The organism is uncultured Brevundimonas sp. (assembly GCF_963975535.1).
Lineage (GTDB): Bacteria > Pseudomonadota > Alphaproteobacteria > Caulobacterales > Caulobacteraceae > Brevundimonas.
Genome location: NZ_CAXBHE010000013.1, coordinates 1 through 21,214, shown reverse-complemented (window position 1 = coordinate 21,214; position 21,214 = coordinate 1). Strand labels below are relative to the sequence as shown.

The 21,214-nt window shown below is 67.4% G+C and carries 25 protein-coding genes; 10 read left to right on the top strand and 15 right to left on the bottom strand.

Features of this window, described 5'->3' with window-relative positions; translation table 11 throughout:
* The first annotated feature begins 46 nt into the window (after positions 1 to 46).
* Genes AACZ75_RS14520 through AACZ75_RS14510 form a run of 3 tightly spaced genes read left to right on the top strand, consistent with a single transcriptional unit; the run spans position 47 to position 2,137 of the window.
* The gene (locus AACZ75_RS14520) at positions 47 to 1,027 is read left to right on the top strand and encodes a DUF4424 family protein (RefSeq protein ID WP_339873798.1); all 981 of its coding nucleotides are present in this window, start codon (positions 47 to 49) and stop codon (positions 1,025 to 1,027) included.
* Positions 1,008 to 1,724 (top strand): NUDIX domain-containing protein, encoded by a 717-nt coding sequence (locus tag AACZ75_RS14515; protein WP_339873796.1) that lies wholly within the window; start codon positions 1,008 to 1,010, stop codon positions 1,722 to 1,724. The genes AACZ75_RS14520 and AACZ75_RS14515 overlap by 20 nt, the downstream gene beginning before the upstream one ends.
* Before the next feature lie 2 nt (positions 1,725 to 1,726).
* A complete protein-coding gene (locus tag AACZ75_RS14510) occupies positions 1,727 to 2,137 on the top strand; it encodes a DUF5990 family protein (RefSeq protein WP_339873795.1) in 411 nt (136 codons plus the stop codon).
* On the opposite strand, the gene AACZ75_RS14505 is transcribed toward AACZ75_RS14510, so the two are convergent.
* Positions 2,134 to 2,700: a hypothetical protein gene (locus AACZ75_RS14505; RefSeq protein WP_339873793.1), complete on the bottom strand. Its 567-nt coding sequence runs from the start codon at positions 2,698 to 2,700 to the stop codon at positions 2,134 to 2,136. The genes AACZ75_RS14510 and AACZ75_RS14505 overlap by 4 nt on opposite strands.
* 124 nt (positions 2,701 to 2,824) lie before the next feature.
* On the opposite strand from AACZ75_RS14505, the gene rpmG reads away from it, so the two are divergent.
* On the top strand, positions 2,825 to 2,992 hold the full coding sequence (rpmG, locus tag AACZ75_RS14500; protein WP_055830646.1) for a 50S ribosomal protein L33: 168 nt from the start codon (positions 2,825 to 2,827) through the stop codon (positions 2,990 to 2,992).
* 112 nt (positions 2,993 to 3,104) lie between these two features.
* Here the strand turns inward: rpmG and AACZ75_RS14495 are convergent, their stop codons facing one another.
* Positions 3,105 to 4,469: a PleD family two-component system response regulator gene (locus AACZ75_RS14495; protein WP_339873784.1), complete on the bottom strand. Its 1,365-nt coding sequence runs from the start codon at positions 4,467 to 4,469 to the stop codon at positions 3,105 to 3,107.
* Positions 4,466 to 4,855 (bottom strand): response regulator, encoded by a 390-nt coding sequence (locus AACZ75_RS14490; RefSeq protein WP_339873782.1) that lies wholly within the window; start codon positions 4,853 to 4,855, stop codon positions 4,466 to 4,468. Before AACZ75_RS14490 ends, AACZ75_RS14495 begins: the two co-directional genes overlap by 4 nt.
* A gap of 122 nt (positions 4,856 to 4,977) precedes the next feature.
* Here AACZ75_RS14490 and AACZ75_RS14485 point away from each other — a divergent pair, with 122 nt between their 5' ends.
* A complete protein-coding gene (locus AACZ75_RS14485) occupies positions 4,978 to 6,231 on the top strand; it encodes a DNA polymerase IV (RefSeq protein ID WP_339873781.1) in 1,254 nt (417 codons plus the stop codon).
* 22 nt (positions 6,232 to 6,253) lie between these two features.
* Here AACZ75_RS14485 and AACZ75_RS14480 read toward each other — a convergent pair whose 3' ends face one another.
* Together AACZ75_RS14480 and AACZ75_RS14475 are read right to left on the bottom strand one after the other, a co-directional pair.
* On the bottom strand, positions 6,254 to 6,604 hold the full coding sequence (locus tag AACZ75_RS14480) for a hypothetical protein (RefSeq protein WP_339873780.1): 351 nt from the start codon (positions 6,602 to 6,604) through the stop codon (positions 6,254 to 6,256).
* 102 nt (positions 6,605 to 6,706) lie between these two features.
* Complete coding sequence (locus tag AACZ75_RS14475; protein WP_339873778.1) at positions 6,707 to 7,045, bottom strand: hypothetical protein; 339 nt, start codon at positions 7,043 to 7,045, stop codon at positions 6,707 to 6,709.
* A 306-nt stretch (positions 7,046 to 7,351) separates the two neighbouring features.
* Between AACZ75_RS14475 and AACZ75_RS14470 the strand changes: the two genes are divergently transcribed.
* Together AACZ75_RS14470 and AACZ75_RS14465 are read left to right on the top strand one after the other, a co-directional pair.
* Positions 7,352 to 7,810 (top strand): RidA family protein, encoded by a 459-nt coding sequence (locus AACZ75_RS14470; protein ID WP_339873777.1) that lies wholly within the window; start codon positions 7,352 to 7,354, stop codon positions 7,808 to 7,810.
* Positions 7,807 to 8,952 carry a GNAT family N-acetyltransferase gene (locus AACZ75_RS14465; RefSeq protein ID WP_339873774.1) on the top strand — a complete coding sequence of 382 codons (1,146 nt, stop codon included), beginning with the start codon at positions 7,807 to 7,809 and terminating at the stop codon, positions 8,950 to 8,952. The genes AACZ75_RS14470 and AACZ75_RS14465 overlap by 4 nt, the downstream gene beginning before the upstream one ends.
* On the opposite strand, the gene AACZ75_RS14460 is transcribed toward AACZ75_RS14465, so the two are convergent.
* The gene (locus AACZ75_RS14460) at positions 8,944 to 9,540 is read right to left on the bottom strand and encodes a DUF4287 domain-containing protein (RefSeq protein WP_339873772.1); all 597 of its coding nucleotides are present in this window, start codon (positions 9,538 to 9,540) and stop codon (positions 8,944 to 8,946) included. The genes AACZ75_RS14465 and AACZ75_RS14460 overlap by 9 nt on opposite strands.
* 143 nt (positions 9,541 to 9,683) lie before the next feature.
* Between AACZ75_RS14460 and AACZ75_RS14455 the strand changes: the two genes are divergently transcribed.
* On the top strand, positions 9,684 to 9,989 hold the full coding sequence (locus tag AACZ75_RS14455) for a CsbD family protein (RefSeq protein WP_339873771.1): 306 nt from the start codon (positions 9,684 to 9,686) through the stop codon (positions 9,987 to 9,989).
* A 75-nt stretch (positions 9,990 to 10,064) separates the two neighbouring features.
* On the opposite strand, the gene clpA is transcribed toward AACZ75_RS14455, so the two are convergent.
* Positions 10,065 to 12,371, bottom strand: a complete 2,307-nt coding sequence (gene clpA, locus AACZ75_RS14450) for an ATP-dependent Clp protease ATP-binding subunit ClpA (RefSeq protein ID WP_339873770.1) — start codon at positions 12,369 to 12,371, stop codon at positions 10,065 to 10,067.
* A gap of 12 nt (positions 12,372 to 12,383) precedes the next feature.
* Positions 12,384 to 12,716 (bottom strand): ATP-dependent Clp protease adapter ClpS, encoded by a 333-nt coding sequence (clpS, locus tag AACZ75_RS14445; RefSeq protein ID WP_300444052.1) that lies wholly within the window; start codon positions 12,714 to 12,716, stop codon positions 12,384 to 12,386.
* A gap of 171 nt (positions 12,717 to 12,887) precedes the next feature.
* Here clpS and AACZ75_RS14440 point away from each other — a divergent pair, with 171 nt between their 5' ends.
* Positions 12,888 to 13,376 carry a nuclear transport factor 2 family protein gene (locus AACZ75_RS14440; RefSeq protein WP_339873765.1) on the top strand — a complete coding sequence of 163 codons (489 nt, stop codon included), beginning with the start codon at positions 12,888 to 12,890 and terminating at the stop codon, positions 13,374 to 13,376.
* Positions 13,377 to 13,441: 65 nt separating this feature from the next.
* Here AACZ75_RS14440 and phaP read toward each other — a convergent pair whose 3' ends face one another.
* Positions 13,442 to 13,933, bottom strand: a complete 492-nt coding sequence (gene phaP, locus AACZ75_RS14435; protein ID WP_339873763.1) for a TIGR01841 family phasin — start codon at positions 13,931 to 13,933, stop codon at positions 13,442 to 13,444.
* 275 nt (positions 13,934 to 14,208) lie between these two features.
* Between phaP and AACZ75_RS14430 the strand changes: the two genes are divergently transcribed.
* Entirely contained in the window at positions 14,209 to 15,597 is a 1,389-nt protein-coding gene (locus tag AACZ75_RS14430; RefSeq protein WP_339873843.1) for a serine hydrolase, read from the top strand.
* A gap of 5 nt (positions 15,598 to 15,602) precedes the next feature.
* Here the strand turns inward: AACZ75_RS14430 and AACZ75_RS14425 are convergent, their stop codons facing one another.
* The 6 genes from AACZ75_RS14425 to AACZ75_RS14400 form a co-directional block, all read right to left on the bottom strand.
* Positions 15,603 to 16,022 carry a molecular chaperone DnaJ gene (locus AACZ75_RS14425; protein ID WP_339873761.1) on the bottom strand — a complete coding sequence of 140 codons (420 nt, stop codon included), beginning with the start codon at positions 16,020 to 16,022 and terminating at the stop codon, positions 15,603 to 15,605.
* Positions 16,023 to 16,026: 4 nt separating this feature from the next.
* Positions 16,027 to 16,854, bottom strand: coding sequence for a division plane positioning ATPase MipZ (locus AACZ75_RS14420; protein WP_339873759.1), 828 nt, complete (start codon positions 16,852 to 16,854; stop codon positions 16,027 to 16,029).
* A gap of 117 nt (positions 16,855 to 16,971) precedes the next feature.
* Complete coding sequence (locus AACZ75_RS14415) at positions 16,972 to 17,607, bottom strand: SPOR domain-containing protein (RefSeq protein WP_339873758.1); 636 nt, start codon at positions 17,605 to 17,607, stop codon at positions 16,972 to 16,974.
* A 101-nt stretch (positions 17,608 to 17,708) separates the two neighbouring features.
* Entirely contained in the window at positions 17,709 to 18,476 is a 768-nt protein-coding gene (locus tag AACZ75_RS14410) for a chorismate mutase (RefSeq protein ID WP_339873756.1), read from the bottom strand.
* Positions 18,477 to 18,708: 232 nt separating this feature from the next.
* Positions 18,709 to 19,290 (bottom strand): prephenate dehydratase domain-containing protein, encoded by a 582-nt coding sequence (locus AACZ75_RS14405; RefSeq protein ID WP_339873754.1) that lies wholly within the window; start codon positions 19,288 to 19,290, stop codon positions 18,709 to 18,711.
* A 2-nt stretch (positions 19,291 to 19,292) separates the two neighbouring features.
* On the bottom strand, positions 19,293 to 20,663 hold the full coding sequence (locus AACZ75_RS14400; RefSeq protein WP_339873753.1) for a 3-deoxy-7-phosphoheptulonate synthase class II: 1,371 nt from the start codon (positions 20,661 to 20,663) through the stop codon (positions 19,293 to 19,295).
* Positions 20,664 to 21,214 lie beyond the last annotated feature (551 nt).

Below are 21,214 nucleotides of genomic sequence, written 5' to 3'. Positions count from 1 at the left end.
CTGGCCAGGCTTCGGCTACCTTCGGTTTCTGACCGGGAGAATGCCGATGAACCGTCTCGCCGCCTCCGTGGCCCTGACCACCGCCCTGCTCGCCGCCGGCCCGGCGGTCGCCAACGACACCGTGGCCTCGATGAAGGCCGGCGGCCTGGTGTTCGAACGCACGGACGGCATCACCATGCTGTCGGAGGATCTGTTCCTGTCGGTGGACGAGGTGCGGGTCACCTACCGCTTCCTGAACCACACCGACGAGGGCATCGAAACGATCGTGGCCTTTCCCATGCCGGACATCGAGCCGGACTGGATGGGCAGTATTCGCGGACCGGTTCCGGACCCGATGCGGGCCCTGCCCTTCATCACGCGGGTCGACGGCTATTCCGTGGACACCCAGGTCGAACAGAAGGCGATGCTGAACGGCGTCGACGTGACGCGTCGACTGCAGCGCCTCGGTCTGCCGCTTAACCCCCATTACGATGCCCTGGAGGACCCCGTCGCCGAACTGTCGGAGTCCCAGATCGCCGAACTGGTCGCCGACGGCCTGCTCGACAGCAATGTCCACGACGATGGCGTCCGGACCAGCATCGGCCTGTGGACCCTGAAGACGACCCACTACTGGACGCAGTATTTTGCACCCGGCGCAGAGATCGAGGTCCGGCATCTCTATGTTCCGGTGCCCGGAGGAACGTCGGTGACCCGGGACTGGAGAAGCGGGGACATTCCGCCCGACTATCGCAACGCCTACTGCGTCGACGAAGCGGTCCGTTCAGCCCTCGCGCGGAAACAGGCCGGGCAAATCCAGATGGCGGAGACCTGGCTGGACTACACCCTGGTCACGGGGGCCAACTGGTCCGGTCCGATCCGCGATTTTCGCCTGGTGGTCGACAAGGGCTCCGAGCACAACATCGTCAGCTTCTGCGGCGACGGCGTGCGCCGGATCAGCCCGACCCGGTTCGAGGTCCGCTACACCAACTACACGCCGACTCGCGACCTGAACGTGCTAATTGTCCAGGGTGACCGCGACACCGACTGACCCGTTCGATTCCGCACAGGACCTCGCCGACGCTCCGCGCGTCGGGGGTCGCCAGCGCCCCCGGGACGCCGCCACCCTGATCCTGCTGCGCGGTGGCCCGGATCCGGAGGTGTTGATGGGGCGACGGGCACGCGGGCACGTTTTCATGGCGTCCAAATGGGTGTTCCCCGGCGGCCGGATCGAGCGGGCCGATTTTACCGCCGCGACCGGGTCCGACCTGCCCCCCGAAGCCCTGCGCCTGCTGGTCCACGAGACCGACGCCCGCCGCGCCCGGGCCCTGGCCATGGCCGCCGTGCGCGAGACCTTCGAGGAGACCGGACTGATCCTGGGGCGGCCGGCCCCGCCCGTCCCGGTAGCCGGTCCGTGGCGTGAATACCGGGCGGCCGGGGCGCTGCCGGACCTGTCATCCCTGACCTATGTCGCTCGCGCCATCACGCCGCCGGGGCGGACGCGGCGGTTCGACGCCCGGTTCTTTCTCGCCCCGGTCGAGGCCCTCCTGCATCCCGAGCCCACGGCGGGTTCGGGCGAGCTGGATGAAATCGCCTGGCTGCCGCTGGCCGAGGCCCGCGCGCTGGACCTGCCCGCCATCACCCGGTTCGTTCTTGGCGAGATCAGCGAACGACAGCAAACCCCGAACCGTCCCCTGCCCTTTGTACGAATGGTGCGCGGCCGGCACATTGTCGAACACGTCGCCTAGACATGGCCGATACGTCCATAACTTTGCGGCTGACAATCGCGGATCCGGTCCCCGGCGTCCGCTACAGTCTGCAGCATGACGATGCGGCCTTCGGCCCCGTTGTCGCCACCGAGGGTCCCGTCGCCTTCGATGTTCCGGTCCGGCTGTCCGATGACGGTCGGTTTCTCGGCCCCTTCGTGCGACGCGAGGGACCGATACGCCGTTTTGTCTATATCCGCATCGGCCAGTCTGCGGGCGACCCGTCCAGCCCCTGGACGCGGCGCGCCAAGATCGACATCCACGACATCGCTCCCACCCTGCTGAGCCTCGGGCGTGCGGGGCGAATCCTCGAGATCATCCTGCCCGGCCGAGGGGCGGACGGCTCGCCCGCCTGCGCCACCGTCCGTTCCGCCACCGGCTGGAACGCCGTCTAGTCGGTCAGGGGACGGGTGAGATCGAACTCGACCCGGAAATGCCGATTGGCCCGACGCAGCTCATAGGCGAAGGTCCGGCCGGGGTGGACTTCCATGGCCCAGACATTGGTGGTCGAGACCACGGCGTCCCCGGCGTTGAACTGATCGATGGACTCCTGATCGACCGGAAACACCTGACGTTGGGCCGTGCCTGCGCTCTCGGTATCCCCGCCATACCAGTGCCAGCCCTCCGGCTGGCCCTGCGGATCGCGATGGTCGTGCTTCAGCGTCAGGCCCGTGGCCGTGCGCGTCACGAACCAGGTCCGGGAGCGGTCCTCGCCGATCTGGAACGGGATGCGAATCTCCCGGGCCGAACAGTCACGCACCGTCATCCGCATCGGCTGGCCGGCGAGGTCGGCATCGGCGGCGTCCGTCGTCACCAGCCGGCCGGCGAAGCTCTGGCCGCACAGGGCCGTCAGATTGGCAAAGAAGGCGTCCTGCGGGGCTCTGGCCTCGGGCAGGCTGGCGCAGGCGGACAGGAACAGGGCGAGGGCCGCGGCGGCCAGGAGGGAGATGCGGGTCATGCCCCATCCTAGCCTTTGACGCCCGCCACTCAAGCGGCCATGCACACGGTTGACTTCGCGGACTTCCCGAGTATGTTCCGCGCCTCTCATTTCAGCGGCTTTCGCCGTCGCAAAGGTAATTACGATGGCCAAACCGGCTTCAATCAAGATCCGCCTGAACTCCTCGGCCGACACCGGCTTCTTCTATGTCACCAAGAAGAACGCCCGGACCATGACCGAGAAAATGGTCGTCAAGAAATACGATCCCGTCGTGCGCAAGCACGTCGAGTTCAAGGAAGGCAAGATCAAGTAGGACGTCTCGCAGGGCGCGCGTCGCGTCGCCCGGTCCGAAGATCTGCAGTCACACATGAAAGCGCCCGGTCCTGCGACCGGGCGTTTTTCTGCGCGTGCGGTCCAAGGATCCGTCAGGCGGCGCGGGCGATGACCCTGTTGCGGCCATGGGCCTTGGCCTCATAGACGCCCTCGTCGGCCCGCTTGATCAGGGCGTCCGGCGTATCGCCGGCCTCGAGGGTCGCGGCGACGCCTATGGAGACGGTAATGGTCAGGTGCTCCTCGCCGTCCATGATGCGGAACGGGGCCGTGGCCACGTCCCGGCGGATGCGGTCGGCGATCATCACCGCGTCGTCCAGGCCGGTCCCCGGCATGACGACGATAAACTCCTCGCCCCCGTAGCGGCACGGCAGGTCGATGGCCCGGACATTGGTGGCCAGGCGCACCGCGAACTCACGCAGCACCTCGTCGCCGGCATCGTGGCCGAAGCCATCGTTGACCGCCTTGAAGTGATCGATGTCGATGACCAGGACGGCGACCGGGTCACCCCCCTGCCCGGCCCGGTTGACCATGCCCTGAAGCTGTCCGGCCATGTAACGGCGATTGTGCAGACCGGTCAGAGAGTCGGTGACCGCCATTTCCAGACTGTAGTCGAGCTTGTGCCGCAGAAAGTCGTTGTAGCGCTTGCGCCGGATCTGGGTGCGGGCCCGGGCGGCCAGCTCCTCGGGATCGACCGGCTTGGCCAGGATGTCATTGGCCCCCAGCTCCAGCGCCTTGACCAGGCGCGGACGATCCGCAGGATCGACCACGGCGAGGATCGGTGCCCGGCGCGAGCCTTCCTTCGAACGGATCTGGGCAACCAGCCGCAGGCCGTCGAACCGCGAACTCGAGACATTGACGATGATCAGGTCGATCGGTCCCTGGGCGGCGATCAGGGCACGGTCCGGGTCGGCCTCGATCACCGGACGATGATCGACCGCCAGCTGGTCGGCGATGCGTCGGGCCTGGGATTCACTGTCGTCGACGATCAACACCCGGCCACCGGAACCACGCAGGCGTCCGGCCCCGTCGGTATCGACGCCCATGCGACGACCGCTCTCCTCGCGATCGCGCAGTTCGTCCATGACCGCCTTCAGACGCACCAGGGACCGCACCCGCGCAAACAGCACCAGATCGTCGATCGGCTTGGTGACGAAATCATCGGCCCCGGCGTCAAGGCCGCGAATCTTGTCCTCACGCCCGTCCAGCGCCGTGACCAGCACCACCGGGATGTGACGGGTGGCCGGATCCGCCTTCAGCCGTCGGCAGGTCTCGAACCCGTCCATACCCGGCATCATCACATCCAGCAGGATGATGTCCGGCCGTTCCGTGGCGGCGATCGTCAGGGCCGTGGCCCCGTCGTTGCAGCTCAGAACGTCATAGTATTCGAGCGTCAGCTTGGCTTCGAGCAGCCGGACGTTGGTCTCGACGTCGTCCACGACCAGGATGCGGGCGGTCATGCGGGCTCCGCCGGCCTGGCGTCTCCCAGATGCAGCCGGATCACGTCGAGGAAATGCATCACCGAGATCGGCTTGGAAATATAGGCCTCGCAGCCGCCCTGGCGGATTCGCTCCTCATCCCCCTTCATCGCGAAGGCGGTGACGGCGATGACCGGGATATGGCTCAGTTCCTCGTCATCCTTCAGCCATTTGGTGACTTCCAGCCCCGAAATCTCCGGCAGCTGGATGTCCATCAGGATCAGGTCGGGATGATGCTCGCGCGCCAGCGCCAGGGCCGACAGGCCCTCACGGGTCTGCAGCGTCTCGTAGCCCTGGGAATCGAGCAGGTCATGAAAGAGTTTCATGTTCAGCTCGTTATCCTCGACGATGAGGACTTTCTTGGACATGTTCACCCGGTCTGTTGCCTCGTCGCCTGCGCGGTTGCGCTGAGGCTTTGCGCCTTCTTCGCGTGCACTCTGGTCCGTCCAGTCTTAAGTTGGCGTGAAAGCTGGACCGGAGATCCGCCGTCGTGACCCTGCGGGCCATCTGCCGCGACTGCCTGTGGAGCGGGGACCAGCGCACCATGCGCTGCCCGGCCTGCGACTCCCGGCGCGTCATCAACCACAATGAACTTGCCGACCTGACCATCGCCCACCTCGACTGCGACGCCTTCTATGCCTCGGTCGAGAAGCGGGATCGGCCCGAGTTGCGCGACCGGCCTGTGATCATCGGCGGGGGCCGGCGCGGCGTGGCCTCGACCGCCTGCTATATCGCGCGCCAGTACGGGGTTCATTCGGCCATGCCGATGTTCAAGGCCCTGCAGGCCTGCCCCGAGGCCGTGGTCATCAAGCCCGACTTCGCCAAATATGTCGCCGAGAGCAAACGCATCTTCGATGCCATCGGCCGGCTGACCCCGCTGGTCCAGACCCTGTCGCTGGACGAGGCCTGGATCGACCTGTCGGGGACTGAGCGGCTCAACGGGGGCCCGCCCGCGCTGCAACTGGCCCGCCTTCAGGCCTGGATCGAAACCGAAACAGGCCTGACGGTATCCATCGGCCTCGCTCCAAATCGGTTCCTGGCCAAGATCGCCTCCGAACTGGACAAACCGCGCGGATTTTCAGTGATCGGGACCGAGGCCGCGACCCTGCTGGCCCCGAAACCGGTCAGCATCCTGCCAGGCGTGGGGCCCGTCCTTTCCAGCACGCTACGCAGCGACGGCTATGCCAAGATCGGCGATCTGGCCGCCGCCGACCCGCGCGATCTGGTCAAACGCTACGGCGAGAACGGGCTGCGTCTGCATGACCTGGCGAACGGCCGCGACAGCCGCGCCGTCAATCCGGCCCGTGACCGCAAGGGCATGAGTGCCGAGACCACGTTCAACGAGGATTTGACGACCGCCACGGATCTGGAGGCCGAACTCTGGCCGCTGTGCGAGAAGCTGGCGTCCAAGGCCCGGCACGACGGCGTGGCCAGCCGGGCGGTCGTCCTGAAGCTCAGGCGCACCGATTTTCGCATTGTTACCCGTCGCATAAGCCTGGCCGAGCCGGTACAGACGGCCCGGGCCCTGTTTGCCGCCGGTCGCGCCCTGCTGAGGCCCGAACTGGGCATCGCCTACCGCCTGATCGGCATCGGCCTGAGCGAACTGGTCGAGGCGGCCGAAACCCCCTCGGCCCTGTTCGAAAGCGCCGAGGCACGCATCCTGAAGACCGAGTCGGCCATCGACGTCCTGCGCGCGAAATTCGGCAAGGACGCTGTCGTGGCCGGGCGGGCCCTGAAACGTTGAGCCGGCCCTCCGGTACCCCGCCCTAGTGACCCGGCAGCCTGTTGTTGGAGGCATTCGAATTCAGCAACCGCTGGGTCTCGCGGACAGCCTCCTCCTCCATATCGCGCCACGCACGACGGGTGTCGCACACCTGCCGACTCGACGGCAGACGACTGGCCGCGCGGCCCACGGGCCGGCAGACAACCTGCTCCAGATAGGCCGTCTCCTCGGGCGACTCCGCAGTGGCAGCCGTGACCTCGACATCAGGTACGGTTGCCGCAACGGTCGTTGGTCCGGGCGGAGCCTGCGGCGTGACCTGGGGCGCAGCCAGGGCCGGTAAAGACCAAAGGGTTGATGCCGCGATCAACGCGGCCAAACAGCAGGAACGAGCCATCCTTCCACTCCAGCGCAAGTTGTCTGAATACCACCGATCGCCCGGATCAACCCGCCGCACAGACCAGATAAGGTCTGATTGGCAAGCACCGGCGTTCGACTTCTACTGGGGCCGGACCGCTTCGCTGGGCGGGTTATACCGGCCGCCGTTCTGAACCCGGGTCGTGGCCGCCAGGGTTTCATCGTCGATAATCCGCCATTCGCGACGGGTCTTGCAAACGCGGGCGCGGGACTGGAGACGGCTGGCCGCCCGGCCCTGGGCCCGACAGACGACCTCGTCCAGCGCGGCCGTCTGCTCCGCCGTCTCGGCAGTCTCGGCGACGGCCGTCACGGCACCGCCGGCAGTCTGCATCGGGGCCGGGTCTGCGACCTGGGCCTGGGCAGCGGAGGCGAGGAACAGGGGCACCGCAGCGATCGCGGCGACAAAACGAAATGCACGCATTCATGATCTCCAGAAATTCGCTGTGATCGTAGCAGCGAATTGTCGAACGACAACTGCACAATGCGCGCGCCAATGCGTATTCTTACGGTGAGTTTCCAGACCGGATCCGCGGTGGCGGTGGCCGCCGGCGACAGGCGAAGCGGCCGGTGATTGTCCGGAGGGCATCGCCCCCGGATGGTCGCCACCAGCCGCCCCCAAACGTGACGACGACGCCCTGCGCGACGCTGAAGGTCCGACAATGCGCGGGTCATCTTTCCAGCCGCCGTTGGACGCGTTAAGTCCGCAGCACACTCACGGAGCCTGACCATGACCATCGCCGCCCGCCTGACCGAACTCGGCATCAGCCTGCCGGAACCCGCCAAGGCCGTCGCCAACTATGTCCCCTATGTCCAGGCCGGAAACCTCGTCCATATCTCGGGCCAGCTGTCGAATGACGCCTCGGGCGGCGTCAAGGGCACCGTGGGCGACGACGTCTCGCCCGAGCAGGCCCAGGCCGCCGCCCGCATGTGTGGCGTCAACCTGCTGGCCCAGATCAGCGCCGCACTGGACGGCGACCTGGAACGCGTCGTTCGCGTCGTCAAACTGGGAGGCTTCGTCCAGGCAGCCGGTGATTTCACCGCCATCCCCGCCGTGATCAACGGTTGTTCCGACCTGATGGTCGAGGTGTTCGGCGACAAGGGTCGCCACGCCCGCTCGGCCGTCGGCGTCTATCGCCTGCCGCTCGGTTTCGCCGTCGAGGTGGACGCCATCGTCGAGGTGAAGTGAGCGTCACACTAACGGTTCACGACGGGATCGCCGACATCGGCGCGGCCGCCTGGGACGCCTGTGCGGCCCCGACCGGCGATCCCTTCGTCTCGTTCGATTTTCTCCACGCCTGCGAGGCCTCGGGCAGCGCCGTGCCGGCCCGGGGCTGGGCCCCGCGTCATCTGGCCCTGCGCGATGAGGCCGGGACCGCCCTCGGGGTCATGCCGCTCTACCTGAAAGGTGACAGCCAAGGCGAATATGTCTTCGACCACAGCTGGGCCGACGCCTTCGAACGCGCCGGCGGCCGCTACTATCCCAAGCTGCTGGGGGCCGTGCCGTTCACGCCGGCCACGGGCCCGCGCTTGCTCGCCCATCCCGACGCCGACGCCGCCACGGTGCGTGAGGCGCTGCTGCAGGGGGCCCTGGCCCTGGTCGAGCGGCTGGGCGTCTCCTCGCTACACATCAATTTCCCGACCGAGCCCGAATGGCAGGCGATGGGACAGGCCGGTCTGCTGCAGCGGCAGGACATGCAGTTCGTCTGGCGCAACGCTGACTACGGGACGTTTGACGACTTCCTCGCCGCCCTGTCGTCCAGCCGCCGCAAGACCATTCGCCGCGAGCGGCGCGAGGCCCAGGCCGGGCTCGACATCCGCGTCCTAACCGGCGCGGACCTGACCGAGGCCCACTGGGACGCCTTCTTCGCCTTCTATCTGGACACCGGCTCACGCAAATGGGGCCGGCCCTATCTGACCCGCGACTTCTTCAGCCGCATCGGGGCGACCATGGCCGATCACATCGCCCTGGTCATGGCCTTCCGCGACGGCGTGCCGGTCGCCGGAGCCCTGAACCTGATCGGGCGCGACGCCCTGTACGGTCGCCAATGGGGCGCGCTGGAAGAGGTGCCCTTCCTGCATTTCGAGCTCTGCTATTATCAGGCCGTCGAATTCGCCATTGCGCGTGGCCTGTCGCGGGTCGAGGCCGGGGCCCAGGGCCAGCACAAGATCGCCCGCGGCTACCTGCCGTCCCCGGTCTGGTCCGCCCATCACATCGCCCATCCGGGACTGCGGGAGGCGGTGGCCCACTATCTGGCGGGGGAACGTCCCGCCGTGGAGGCCGCAATCGCCGAATTGACCGCCGACCAGTCCCCCTATCGATCAGTCTGAGCCGGCCGTGCGGCCGTTCTCGGCGGCGCGGGCGAACAGGGCCGCCAATTCGGCATTGGCGGCTCCGGGGCCGTCCAGATCCACCACCGCCGTCAGCCGCTCGGACCAGCTTTCGCTTCGGGTCGGGATCGACAGCCTTTCCGACTCCCCGGGATCCAGCTTCAGGCCCAGCCGGGCCCCGCCGCCGTTCAGCGGTCGCATCGCGGCAAACTGCACGGCCCGGGAGAAGGCGGTATAGCCCTTGCGCTGGGAGACGATGACGTCGGCCAGATCGGCGGCGATCCGTTCGACCGCCTCCAGCGCCGCCAGCGAGCGCGGTTCGGCCCACAACGCCGCCCGCAACCCCTCGGAGTCGCTCCAGCCCAGGGTATCCGCCGGGCGGGCCGCGTCGAGGATCATGGCCGCGTGATTGGCCCCGATGCCGTGCGTCGCCTTCAGCCAGCCCGCCTGGGCCTTGGGCCGGGTCTCGGGGCATCCCTTGAGAATGTCGACCCAGACCGCCAGCGGCCGACCGGTTCTGGCCTCCAGATTCGCCTCGACGGTGGCGAACCATTTCTTCTGTCGCTCGGTCATCGCCGGATCGGGCATGGGTCTCTCCAGTTCGCCGGGACTGTCGCGCGTTTCGGCCTGCGGCAAAAGGCCCCGAAGGCGCGGTTTCGAGGAACCCGGTGCCGCCCTCGCGCGCTGTTTAGATAGCCTCCCCGGCTTCTCCACATTCCAAGGACAGACGCATGACCGATCAAACTATCGAAGGCACCGCCACTGAAGTCGGCGGCAAGGTTCAATCCCGCCTCGGGGCCCTGACCGACAATCCCAAACTCGAAATCAAGGGTCGCCTGAACCAGGCCAGGGGCAAGGCCCAGGACATGTACGGGCAGGCCATTGACGGACTGGACCGGCTGGTCGAACGCGCGCCCTCCGACCTCCAGGATCCGGCCCGTACCGGCCTTGAGTTTGCCCGGCGCAAGCCGCTGTTGACCACGGCCATTGTCGCCGGTGTCGGCCTGCTGCTGGCCGGTGCCGGTCGCCGCCGCTAGGCCGCTTCACACGGCACACGGAAAAGGGGCCCGGGCATTCCCTGCCCGGGCCCCTCGTCATTTCAGACCGGATGATCAGCCGGCGGTTTCGTCCTCCGGCTCCTTGACCGGTGCGCCAGAGGAACCGCTGACGTCGAACACGATCTTGCCGTCGGTCAGTTTCACCTTCACATGACCACCGCGGGTCAGGCGACCGAACAGGATGTCGTCGGCCAGCGGCTTCTTGATGTGTTCCTGGATGACCCGGGCCAGAGGCCGCGCGCCGTACAGTTCGTCGAAACCGTTCTTGGCCAGCCAGTCGGCCGCGTCGTCGGTCAGTTCGATGGTGATGTTGCGATCGGCCAGCTGGGCTTCCAGTTCCAGCACGAATTTGGTCACCACCAGACGGATCGTCTCGGCCGCCAGCGGCTTGAAGCTGACGATGGCGTCGAGCCGGTTGCGGAACTCCGGCGCGAACAGGCGCTGGATGGCCTTGTCGTCCTCGCCCTCGACCTTGCCGCGCCCAAATCCGATCGAGGCGCGCGCGTTGTCGGCGGCCCCCGCATTGGTGGTCATGATCAGCACCACATTGCGGAAATCGACCTTCTTGCCGACGGCGTCGGTCAGCATGCCGTTGTCCATCACCTGTAGCAGGATGTTGTAGACATCCGGGTGCGCCTTCTCGATCTCGTCCAGCAGCACCACCGCGTGCGGATGCTGGTCGACGGCGTCGGTCAGCAGGCCGCCCTGGTCATGGCCGACATAGCCCGGAGGTGCGCCGATCAGGCGACTGACGGTGTGGCGCTCCATATATTCCGACATGTCGAAGCGCAGCATCTCGATGCCCAGCGTCGCGGACAGCTGTTTGGCCACCTCGGTCTTGCCGACGCCGGTGGGACCGGCAAACAGGAAGGAGCCGATCGGTTTTTGCGGGTCGCGCAGACCGGCGCGGGCCAGCTTCATCGCCGCCGCCACCTGCTCGATGGCGGCGGTCTGCCCGAACACCGCGCGGTTCAGATCGGTTTCCAGGGCCTTCAGGCCCTCGGTGTCGGACTTGGACACCGACTTGGCCGGGATGCGGGCCATCTTGGCGATGACGGCCTCGACCTCTTTCTGGCCGATGACCTTCTTGCGCTTCGATTCCGGCAGCAGCATCTGGCTGGCCCCGGCCTCATCGATCACATCGATGGCCTTGTCCGGCAATTTGCGGTCGGTCATGTAACGCGCCGACAGTTCCACCGCCGAACGCACGGCCGCCTCGGTGTAGCGCAGCTTGTGGTGCGCTTCGTAATAGCTCTTCAGACCGCGCAGGATCTTGATCGAGTCGGCGACCGTCGGCTCATTGACGTCGATCTTCTGGAAGCGCCGGACCAGGGCCCGGTCCTTCTCGAAATGCTGGCGGTATTCCTTGTAGGTGGTCGACCCCATGCACCGCAGCGACCCCGAGGCGAGGGCCGGCTTCAGCAGGTTGGAGGCGTCCATCGCCCCGCCCGAGGTGGCCCCTGCCCCGATCACCGTATGGATCTCGTCGATGAACAGGATGGCGTTCTCGTGGTTCTCGAGCTCCTTGACGACCTGTTTCAGCCGCTCCTCGAAATCACCGCGATAGCGGGTCCCGGCCAGCAGCGCCCCCATGTCGAGCGAATAGATGGTCGCGCCTTCCAGCACGTCCGGGACCTCGTGATTGACGATCTTGCGCGCCAGCCCCTCGGCGATGGCGGTCTTGCCGACGCCGGGCTCGCCGACCAGCAGCGGATTGTTCTTGGTGCGGCGGCACAGGATCTGGATCGAGCGGTCGACCTCGGCCTGACGCCCGATCAGGGGGTCGACCTTGCCCTGACGCGACTTCTCGTTGAGGTCGACACAATAGGCTTCGAGCGCCTCGCCCCCCGACTTGACGGTGGCCGCGTCCTCCGAGTCCTCGGGACTGCCGCCCTTGCCGGATCGGACTTCCGCGGCCCCGGCCTTCTTGGCGATGCCGTGGGCGATGAAATTGACCGCGTCGTAGCGGGTCATGTCCTGTTCCTGCAGGAAATAGGCGGCGTGGCTCTCGCGCTCGCTGAAGATGGCGACCAGCACATTGGCCCCGGTCACCTCCTCGCGTCCGGAACTCTGGACGTGGATCACCGCGCGCTGGATCACCCGCTGGAAGCCGGCCGTAGGCTTGGCTTCCTCGCCGTCCGAGGTCGCCAGGGCGGCCAGGTCGGTGTCGACATAGAGGGTCAGGGCCGTCTTCAGGGCGACGAGATCGACGTTGCAGGCGGTCATCACCCCGGTCGCCTCGGGATCGTCGATCAGGGCCAGCAAGAGGTGTTCGAGCGTGGCGTATTCATGCCGTCGCTCGTTGGCGTAGCTGACCGCGCGGTGCAGCGTTTCTTCGAGAGGACGTGAAAATGAGGGCATGGGGGAATCCTCTCAGTCTTTTTCCATCGTGCATTGCAGCGGATGCTGGTGGCGGCGCGCCGTCTCGATCACCTGGGCGACCTTGGTCTCGGCCACCTCGTAGGTGAAGACGCCGCACACCCCGACACCATGCTGATGCACATGCAGCATGATGCGAGTCGCGGCCTCGCGGTCCTTCTGGAAAAACCGTTCCAGCACGTAGACGACGAATTCCATCGGTGTGTAGTCGTCGTTGAGGATCAGCACCCGGTAGAGCGAGGGCTTCTGGAGCTTGGGCTTTGTTTCGGTAACGGTAGCGGAGCCGAAACCGTCGCCCTGTCGTTCACCTGGCCGCTTGGAAGGCATTCGTGTTCCGTATCGGGGAGTAGATAGCTCAGATAGGTGATGATGGCCTGAATTGAAGGTGCGTCCAGTCACAGCTTGCGTGACAAGGGGTTCATGACCGAAGATTCACGGGTTCCGGCTTTCCCGGCCCGGTATCGTGGGCCAGCCGCATTATCGCCGGCGGAGGTTTCCATGCCCTTTACCGCCCTGCTCTTCGCCCTGGCCCTGCTTCCGTCCCAGCCGGTGGAAATTCCGGAGCAACCGATGCTGACCGCGCTGATCGCGGCGAAGGACACCGCCATTTTCAGCGTGATGTTCGACCAGTGCGACCCTGCCGCCCTGTCTGATCTCGTCACCGGGGACATCGAATTTTATCATGACCGCGGCGGGCTGACGGCGACACGCGCGGCCTTCGTCGATGACTATGCGCGGAATTGCACCGGCAAACAGGCTCCGGACGCCTTTCGCTCACGCCGGGAACTCGTGCCCGGCACCCTGCAGGTCCACAGGATCCCCGGGGTCGGCGCGATCGAGGAAGGCAGCCACCTGTTCTACGAGCGCCAGGGCGACGGTCCGGAACGTCTGGCCGGACGGGCGCGCTTCTCGATCCTGTGGCGGCTGGAAGACGGGCACTGGCGTGTTGCCCGGGCCTTCAGCATCGCCCACGTCGCGGTCGAATAGCGAAAAGGCCCCCCGGATCTCTCCGGAGGGCCTTTCAAGACACTTGTCAGAAGGTACCGGTCGCCTTAGCGGGCGGCCTGGAACTTTTCGACCGAGGCGCTGACGCGCTCGTTGATCGGCTTGAAGCTGTCCTTGACCGAGGCGGTCAGAACGTCCGTCATCTTGGTCATTTCAGCCATATAGGTTTCCATCGCCGACTTGGCGAAGGTGGTCTGAAGCTCGACCAGTTCCTGAACCGAACGGGCCTTGGACAGGCTCTGGGCGGCGGCGACGCCGGTTTCCCAGGACTTCTTGCCATAGGCCAGCGACTGCGACGACAGGGCCTCGACGCCACGCTGGGCGACGGTGGCCGACTCGACGACGGCGTCCAGGTTCTTCTTGTTCAGGGCATTGAGCTCGGTCAGCGAGGCGACCGACTTGTCGACGCCTTCACGGAAAGCCTGGGCACCGGCGGCCTGGGCCTGCTTAGCGCTGGCCTGGACCTTGTCGGCCTGGGCCTTGACGGTTGCGGTCGCGGTTTCGACGGTTTTTTTCACGGTGTCGGTGGCGTCGGCCATGGGGAAGTCTCCTGAGCGGGTGGCGGCGGGGTCCGCCTGTTGATGTCTCGATGACCGACCCTGTCGATCACCACAGCGCTCATATGGTGCAACTGCGAACATTCGTCAAGGGCCATTGTGCATCGCACCATTTCCACCGCCGTGGCACGGCCGGAGTTCAAATCTCCGTTGACTCCTTGTTAACCGCCACGAAACCCGAAGGCTGCATGGTAGTTTTTGTCAGCGACGCGTCCGGCGGCCGCGACCACGCCATAGTAATGAGGCATCGCTTGCCGATGATCGCAATGTTCCGCCGCGGCCTGATCGCCATCGTGGCCCTGTCCGTTCTGACGCTGTCGCCGGTGACGGGCACGCCACCCGTGGCCCAGTCGACCGAGAATGCCCGCTACGCCGCCATCGTCGTCGACGCGGCCACCGGCGAGGTACTGTTCGCCCGCTACGCCGACAACCGTCGCTATCCAGCCTCCATCACCAAGATGATGACCCTCTACATGGCCTTCGAGGCCCTGTCGGAAGGCCGGGTCAAGCTGGATGACGTGATCACGGTCTCGCCGCGGGCTGCGTCCCAGCCCCCATCGAAACTGGGGCTCTCGGCCGGGCAGACGATCACCCTCGACGATGCCATGCACGCCACGGCGGTCCGCTCGGCCAATGACATGGCGGTGGCCATCGCCGAACATATCGGCGGCTCCGAGGCGCGGTTCACGGCCCTGATGACCCTGAAGGCCGAGGAGCTGGGCATGACCCAGACCCGGTACGTCAATCCCAACGGCCTGCCCGACAGCCGCCAGCTGACGACCGCGCGTGACCTGTCGATCCTGGCGCGGGCGGTAATGCGCGACTACCCGCAGTACTATCGCTATTTCGGCCTTCACGACTGGAGCTACCAGGGCCGCCAGTACCGCAACACCAACGGTCTACTGGCGACGGGCCAGGGCTATGACGGCATGAAGACCGGCTACACCAACGCCTCGGGCTACAATCTCGCCGCCTCCGCCGTGCGCGACGGCCGGCGTCTGATCACCATCGTCCTCGGCGGGCGATCCACGGCCTCGCGCAACGCCCATGTCGCGGAGCTGATGGACACGGGCTTCGAGCTGGAACGCCTGCGTGATCGCGGTCAGCCGATCCAGATCGCCCAGACCTTCTTCGAGCAGCGCGGCTTCGGCATCAGCAACGACAACTCCACCAACGCCGTCGTCTATGCTTCTGTTGACAGTGACGGCGACGAGGACGGAGCGACCGCGGTCGCCTATACGCCCCGCCCGACGCCGCCGCCGGCCCTGGCCGCGCGCATGGCCGCCCCCCTGGTCCAGGCCGAACTGGCACCGGCACCGGATCTGACCGCCACCCTCAACGGGGCCCGGCCGTCGCGCCGCACGACATCAACGGCTCCGGCGCGCGCAACTCCGGCGGCCCCCTCATCCGCCGGCCGCTGGGCGGTCCAGGTCGGCGCGTTCCGCGACGAGACCGTGGCCAGTGACTGGCTGGTCGAGGTCAATCGCCGCTTCCGCAGCCAGTTCGCCACCGCCGAACGGTCGGTCCAGACGGCGGCCGGCTGGTACCGGTCGCGGTTCATCGGCCTGACCGAGGACGGGGCCCAGGCCGCCTGCGCCGCCCTCGCCGAACGTCGGGTCACCTGTATGGTGGTGCGGCCGGAATAGAGGGCTCAGCCCTTTCGCAAACGGTCTCGCGCCGCGTTCAGCCGCGACGCCAGGCCTTCACTGCCGCCCTGGTCCGGATGGGCCCGCGTCATCAGACGACGCCAGGCGGCCTGAATCTGTTCCGACGTCGCGTCGGCACCGACTCCCAGCACCGACCGGGCCTCGGCGTCGCTCATCGCCTCGGGCCGGGCGGCCACCTGGCGAATCCGGGAACTCAGCACCAGCCAGAGTCCGGTGCCCAGCAGACCCGCCGCCGGCAGCCAGGCACCACGCGAGGCGGCCAGGGCTCCGCCGGCCAGCAGAACGGCGCTCAACAGGGTGGCTGCCACGCGCCAATGGCCCCGTCGCGGCCCCTCTGTCTGTCGGCCCAGTCGAGCCAGCGCCCAGACAGCAATGCCCGCCAGCGCCAGCCAGATCAGGCCCATGGCCTCACGCCGCTGCGTCCAGGGCCGTCACGACCTCGTTCAGGCCGAGGGCCTTCATCAGGTTGCGCATCTCCTGACGCGCCGCGATGTGGGCCAGGGAGACGGAAACCGGCCGGATGTCGGCGGACAGGTCGGCCACGGTCAGGCCGAACGGGAACAGTTCGCGATAGATGACCCGGTCGCGCAGACCCGGCCCCATGCGGAAGCCGACGCGCTTGGCCAGTTTCTGCAGCTTGTCGGACAGACGACGGCGGTTGCGCGCCTCGGCCACGGCGAGACGGTTGGTGACCACGATCCAGTCGATCGAACCGCCGCGTTCGACGGCGCGCTGCTTGCGCGCCTCCCAGACGCTTTCCGAATAGATCGAAGGCTTCTGCAGCTCCAGCGTCACCGGATCGACCTGACCCAGCAGGTCGAAATCGACGAAACTGTCGTTCATCGGCGTGACGATCTGGTCGGCGCGGGCATGGGCCGCGCGCGACAGGGCCGTGTCTCCGCCGGGCGTGTCGATCAGGATCACCTCGGCCCGGGCCCGGGCCTCGGCGAAGGCACGGTCGAAACAGGCGATCTGCTCGTCTTCGGTGGCGCGGGCCAGCGCCTTGCCGTCGCCCATGTCCGGTTCGACCGGCATCGGCAGGGACTGGCCGTTGGCGGCCATCCACGCGGCCCGATTGCTGAAAAAGCGGGCCATCGATCGCTGGCGCAGATCCAGGTCGATGATGGCCACACGCCGTCCGGCGTGCAGCAGGCCTGTGGCGATATGGATGGCCAGGGTGGATTTGCCCGCCCCGCCCTTTTCATTGCCGACGACGATGACCTGAGGGTCAGCCATTAGGTTCACGATCCCGATTGTGATCGCCGACTCAACATGAGGCGGTTCACGGCCAGAGTCGCGGCGGGCGGCGGCGGCGTCAACGAAAGGTTAAGCGCGGCCTGTGGATTGCGCCGATCAGGTGTTGCGGCGGCACCAGGGATCGTCGATGCGGGCCGCGGCGCAGACGGCCGCGGCGGTGCCGACGGGGGCCGCGACCTTGAGCCGAACCAGACGGCGACCGTCGATTTCGACCCCTTCGAACACCGGGGCCAGACCGGTCAGCGCCCCGGCGTCGGCCCTCGCCGTCAGCCGGGCCCAGGCCAGACGCGCCGAGTCCTCGCTGGCATAGGCCCCCAGCTGGATCAGCCCCGTCCGCACCGGCCGCGCAGCGGGCGCGGGCTTCAGGGCCGGACGCAATCCCGAATCGGCGGCCGTGGCAACGACCCGGGTCGAGACCTGCTGGACCACGGCGCGGGCGACGACGGGGGCGGCGCGATCGACGAAGCCGTCGAGACCCCCGTCACGGGCGTCCCACAGATCGTGTGGATCCATGACCTCGACCCGCAGGGACGCCGGTTGGGCCGGCCTGAGGCCGAGATCGTGCGCCGACGGCACGGCCTTTGGGGTCCGCGGTCCGTCCAGCGGAATGGCGGCGATGCGATTGGCCAGGTTCTCGAAACGATGGGGATCGCTTTCGAAACCGCCACAGGCACTGAGGCCCGAGACGAGAGCCGCAGCCAGAACAGAACGGAACAGGAGCGCAGGGATCATGAAAAGACCCTTGCACCACAGGCTTTGAAGGCCGGTTGACGAACAGACTTAAGGCCGACGGTTAATGCGGTAACCACGACCCGGACGGCCTGCGCCCGGGGTCAGCCGATGGCACCGACGCAGCCGCCGGCGTCGCCCGGGGTCAGCAGGGCCTCGGTCAACGCCAGGCTCCAGCCGTGGTGAGTGTGCAGCCCCCAGCGCCGCGCCCCGCCGCCGTCGCCGGCGTCGCCGCCGACGCTGACGACCACCCGCCGACCGGTCGGCAGAGCCGCCGGATCGACCTTGCCCACGGCCAGGGCCGTCGGCGTCGGACCGCCGAATCCGTCGAACACGCTGAGTCCGGCCCATTCGCGACGCAGGCCGACCCACCAGGGATTGTCGTTGTTGATGGCCAGCACCGCCACACCGCCGCCCTCGGCGGCGAAGGCCAGGGCGGCCTCGGGGTCGCGCACCATGCGCAGCTGGGCGGCGCGGCCGAAGCGCAGGCGCGCGCCGTCGAAGGCGCGGGCCGGTTCGCTGGGCGACCAGACCTGGACCTGCAGCCGGCCCTGGCGGGCCAGACCCCAGCCGACGATCTCGCGCCACAGGCCGGCCACGGCTTCGCGGCTTTCCGGGCGGGCGGCCTCCAGCATCCGGGCCATCACCGCCTGCTCGCGGTCGGGCCGCAATTTGGTGTGGGGGCCGGTCGGGGCATCCTTGGCCGCCCCGACACGGGAGGCCAGGGCGAGGCGACGCTCGAACAGGGCCAGGATCTCGTCGTCGAGGTGATCGATTTCATGCCGCAGGGCGGACAGGGCCATCTGTTCGGGCGAGATGTTGGCGGCCGTCAGGACGGCGGGGAGTGGTTTCTGGAGCGTGGACTGGGACACAGGAGACTTTCAAACGGCTGATCGATGGATTGCGAGAGACACCGCCGCCCTCGGGGGACGGTCGCCGGCGAGCGGGTCAGGACTGCAGGGAGCCCGACGCCTCAGCCGGCGTATCGAAAGCCATAAAAGCCGTAATACAGGCCGTCGGCCGCGAGGACGCGGTCGAGAGAGGTCGCAGCGGGATCGTGCGAGAGGGCCATGAACCCACCAAGCGCGCAACATCCGTGCGCCGTCAACCGTCCTGGGCGCTCAACAGGACAAAACGCGTGCGATTATCCTCGCTATCCTGAAGATCGTTGCGCAAAATCGACAGTCCGTAGACCTCGGACGCCCGCACCGGCGCGGCGGCCCCCCGGCTGACGTCGCCGGACTCGGCCACGCTGCGGGCCGCGCCGGCAGTGTCGAAACTCTCGACGGCCGTCAGGCCCAGAGACGTCAGATTGCCCCGGCACTGAAGCAACGCCATCGGATGGCTTTCGACGGTGCGGATGTCGGACAGGCGCGCACCGGGCAGGCCCATCAGGGCCAGCCGGATCGGACGCCAGACCTCAGCCACCACGACCATGTCCGCCGCCGCAACCAGGCCGGCCGCCGGTTCCACCGCGCCGATGATCGAGTTCTCGACCGGGATCAGGGCACAACCGCAGTCGCCGGAGCGCACCGCGTCGAGCGCCTCGGCAAAGGTGTCGAAGGCGACGGCCTCGTCCCACGGGCGCAGGTCGATACAGGCCTCGTGGCTGAAGGCCCCCGGCGCGCCCTGATAGGCGACCCGCCCCGGAGCCGTGTCTGCCCCGGCCAGATCCTCGCCGGCCACGGTCAGGCGGCCGCCGAGCGGGACTGCCGCCCGGACTTGAGCCGCTCGGCCACGAGGAAGGCCAGTTCCAGCGCCTGGTCGGCATTGAGGCGCGGATCGCAATGGGTGTGATAGCGGCTGGACAGCTCGTCCTCGGTCACGGCCTGGGCCCCGCCCAGGCATTCGGTGACGTTCTGGCCGGTCATCTCCAGATGGACGCCGCCGGGATGAACCCCTTCGGCCTCGGCCACATCGATAAAGCTGCGGACCTCGCCGAGGATGCGGTCGAACGGCCGGGTCTTGAAGCCGTTGGCGGCCTTCAGCGTATTGCCGTGCATCGGATCGATCGACCAGACCACCCGCTTGCCGGCGGCCTTGACCGCCCGCATCAGCCCCGGCAGGCGCAGGCCGACCTTGTCGTGGCCGAAGCGGCCGATCACCGTCAGCCGGCCCGGAATGTTGTCGGGATTGAGCACGTCGATCAGGGCCAGCAGATCGTCGGCCTCCATCGTCGGCCCGCATTTGACGCCGATCGGATTGCGGATGCCGCGCATGAATTCGACATGGGCCCCGTCCAGCTGGCGGGTGCGTTCGCCGATCCACAGCATATGGGCCGAGGTGTCGAACCATTCGCCCGAGCCGCCGTCCAGCCGGGTCAGGGCGCTCTCGACATTGAGCAGCAGCGACTCATGGCTGGTGAAGACCTCGACCCGGCTCAGGTCCGGGTGACTCTCGGGCGTGACGCCGACAGCCTCCATGAAGGCGAGGGCCTCGGTGATCTTCTCGGCCAGTTCGCGGTACTGGGCCCCCGCCCCGTTATCGGCGAAGCCCAGGGTCCAGCGATGGATGTTGTACAGGTCGGCATAGCCGCCGCCGGCGAAGGCCCGCAGCAGGTTCAGGGTAGAGGCCGACTGGTTGTAGGCCTTCATCAAGCGCTGCGGATCGGGGATCCGCTCTTCCGGCGTGAAGCCCATGCCGTTGATGATGTCGCCGCGATAGCTGGGCAGTTCGACGTCGCCGATCTGTTCGACGCCCGACGAGCGCGGCTTGGCGAACTGGCCGGCGATACGGCCGACCTTCACCACCGGCTTGCGCCCGGCGAAGGTCAGGACCACCGCCATCTGCAGGATCAGACGGAAGGTGTCGCGGATGTTGTCGGTCGAGAATTCCTTGAAGCTCTCGGCACAGTCGCCGCCCTGCAGCAGGAAGGCCTCGCCGGCCTCGACCTGGGCCAGCTTGGTCGTCAGGCGGCGCGCCTCTCCGGCAAACACGAGCGGCGGCATGGCGCGCAGCTGGTCCTCGACCCGGTGCAGGGCGTCCATGTCCGGATAGTCCGTCGGCATCTGCACGACGGGTTTCGATCTCCAGCTGTCGGGGGTCCAGCGCGTGGTCATGATCCCAAGATAGGCGCGCGAGGGTTGCGGGACAATAAAGCCATTGGTCCGGGCGCAGATAAAGGCGTGACCGAATGCCGCGCGCCGGTGGGGCGACGGTGTGGAAGGGCGGCGGAGCGCCGGGCCTTCGCCCGGTGTGCTTTGATATTACCGTTTCGACGAAGGCTGACGCTCCGCGTGGGGGTTTTCGGCGAGCTCGCGGTTGGCGACGGTCTTACCGCCTAGCCGTGACGATCGCCGCGGGCGGGCCGTGCCTGTGCCACGGTCCCCGGACCGGCCGGGCTATCCTCACCCGACCCTGACCCCGCTCCCCCACTCCCGCCGCACGCCAGGTCGCAGGCCAGGCGGCCCTTCCTTGCGACGGGACGGGGGGATTATGCGGCTGGTGGGAAGGGGGGCGGGAGGATTGCGGGTGGAAAAGGAGAAGGTGTTGATCGGGTTGGGGTTTGAGGAGCGTCGATAGGGGGATTTTTCGGAAACACCGCGCATCCCCACCGTCGTCATCCTCCGGCGAGGCGCAGCCGAGACCGGGGGACCCAGCGGCGCGCGCC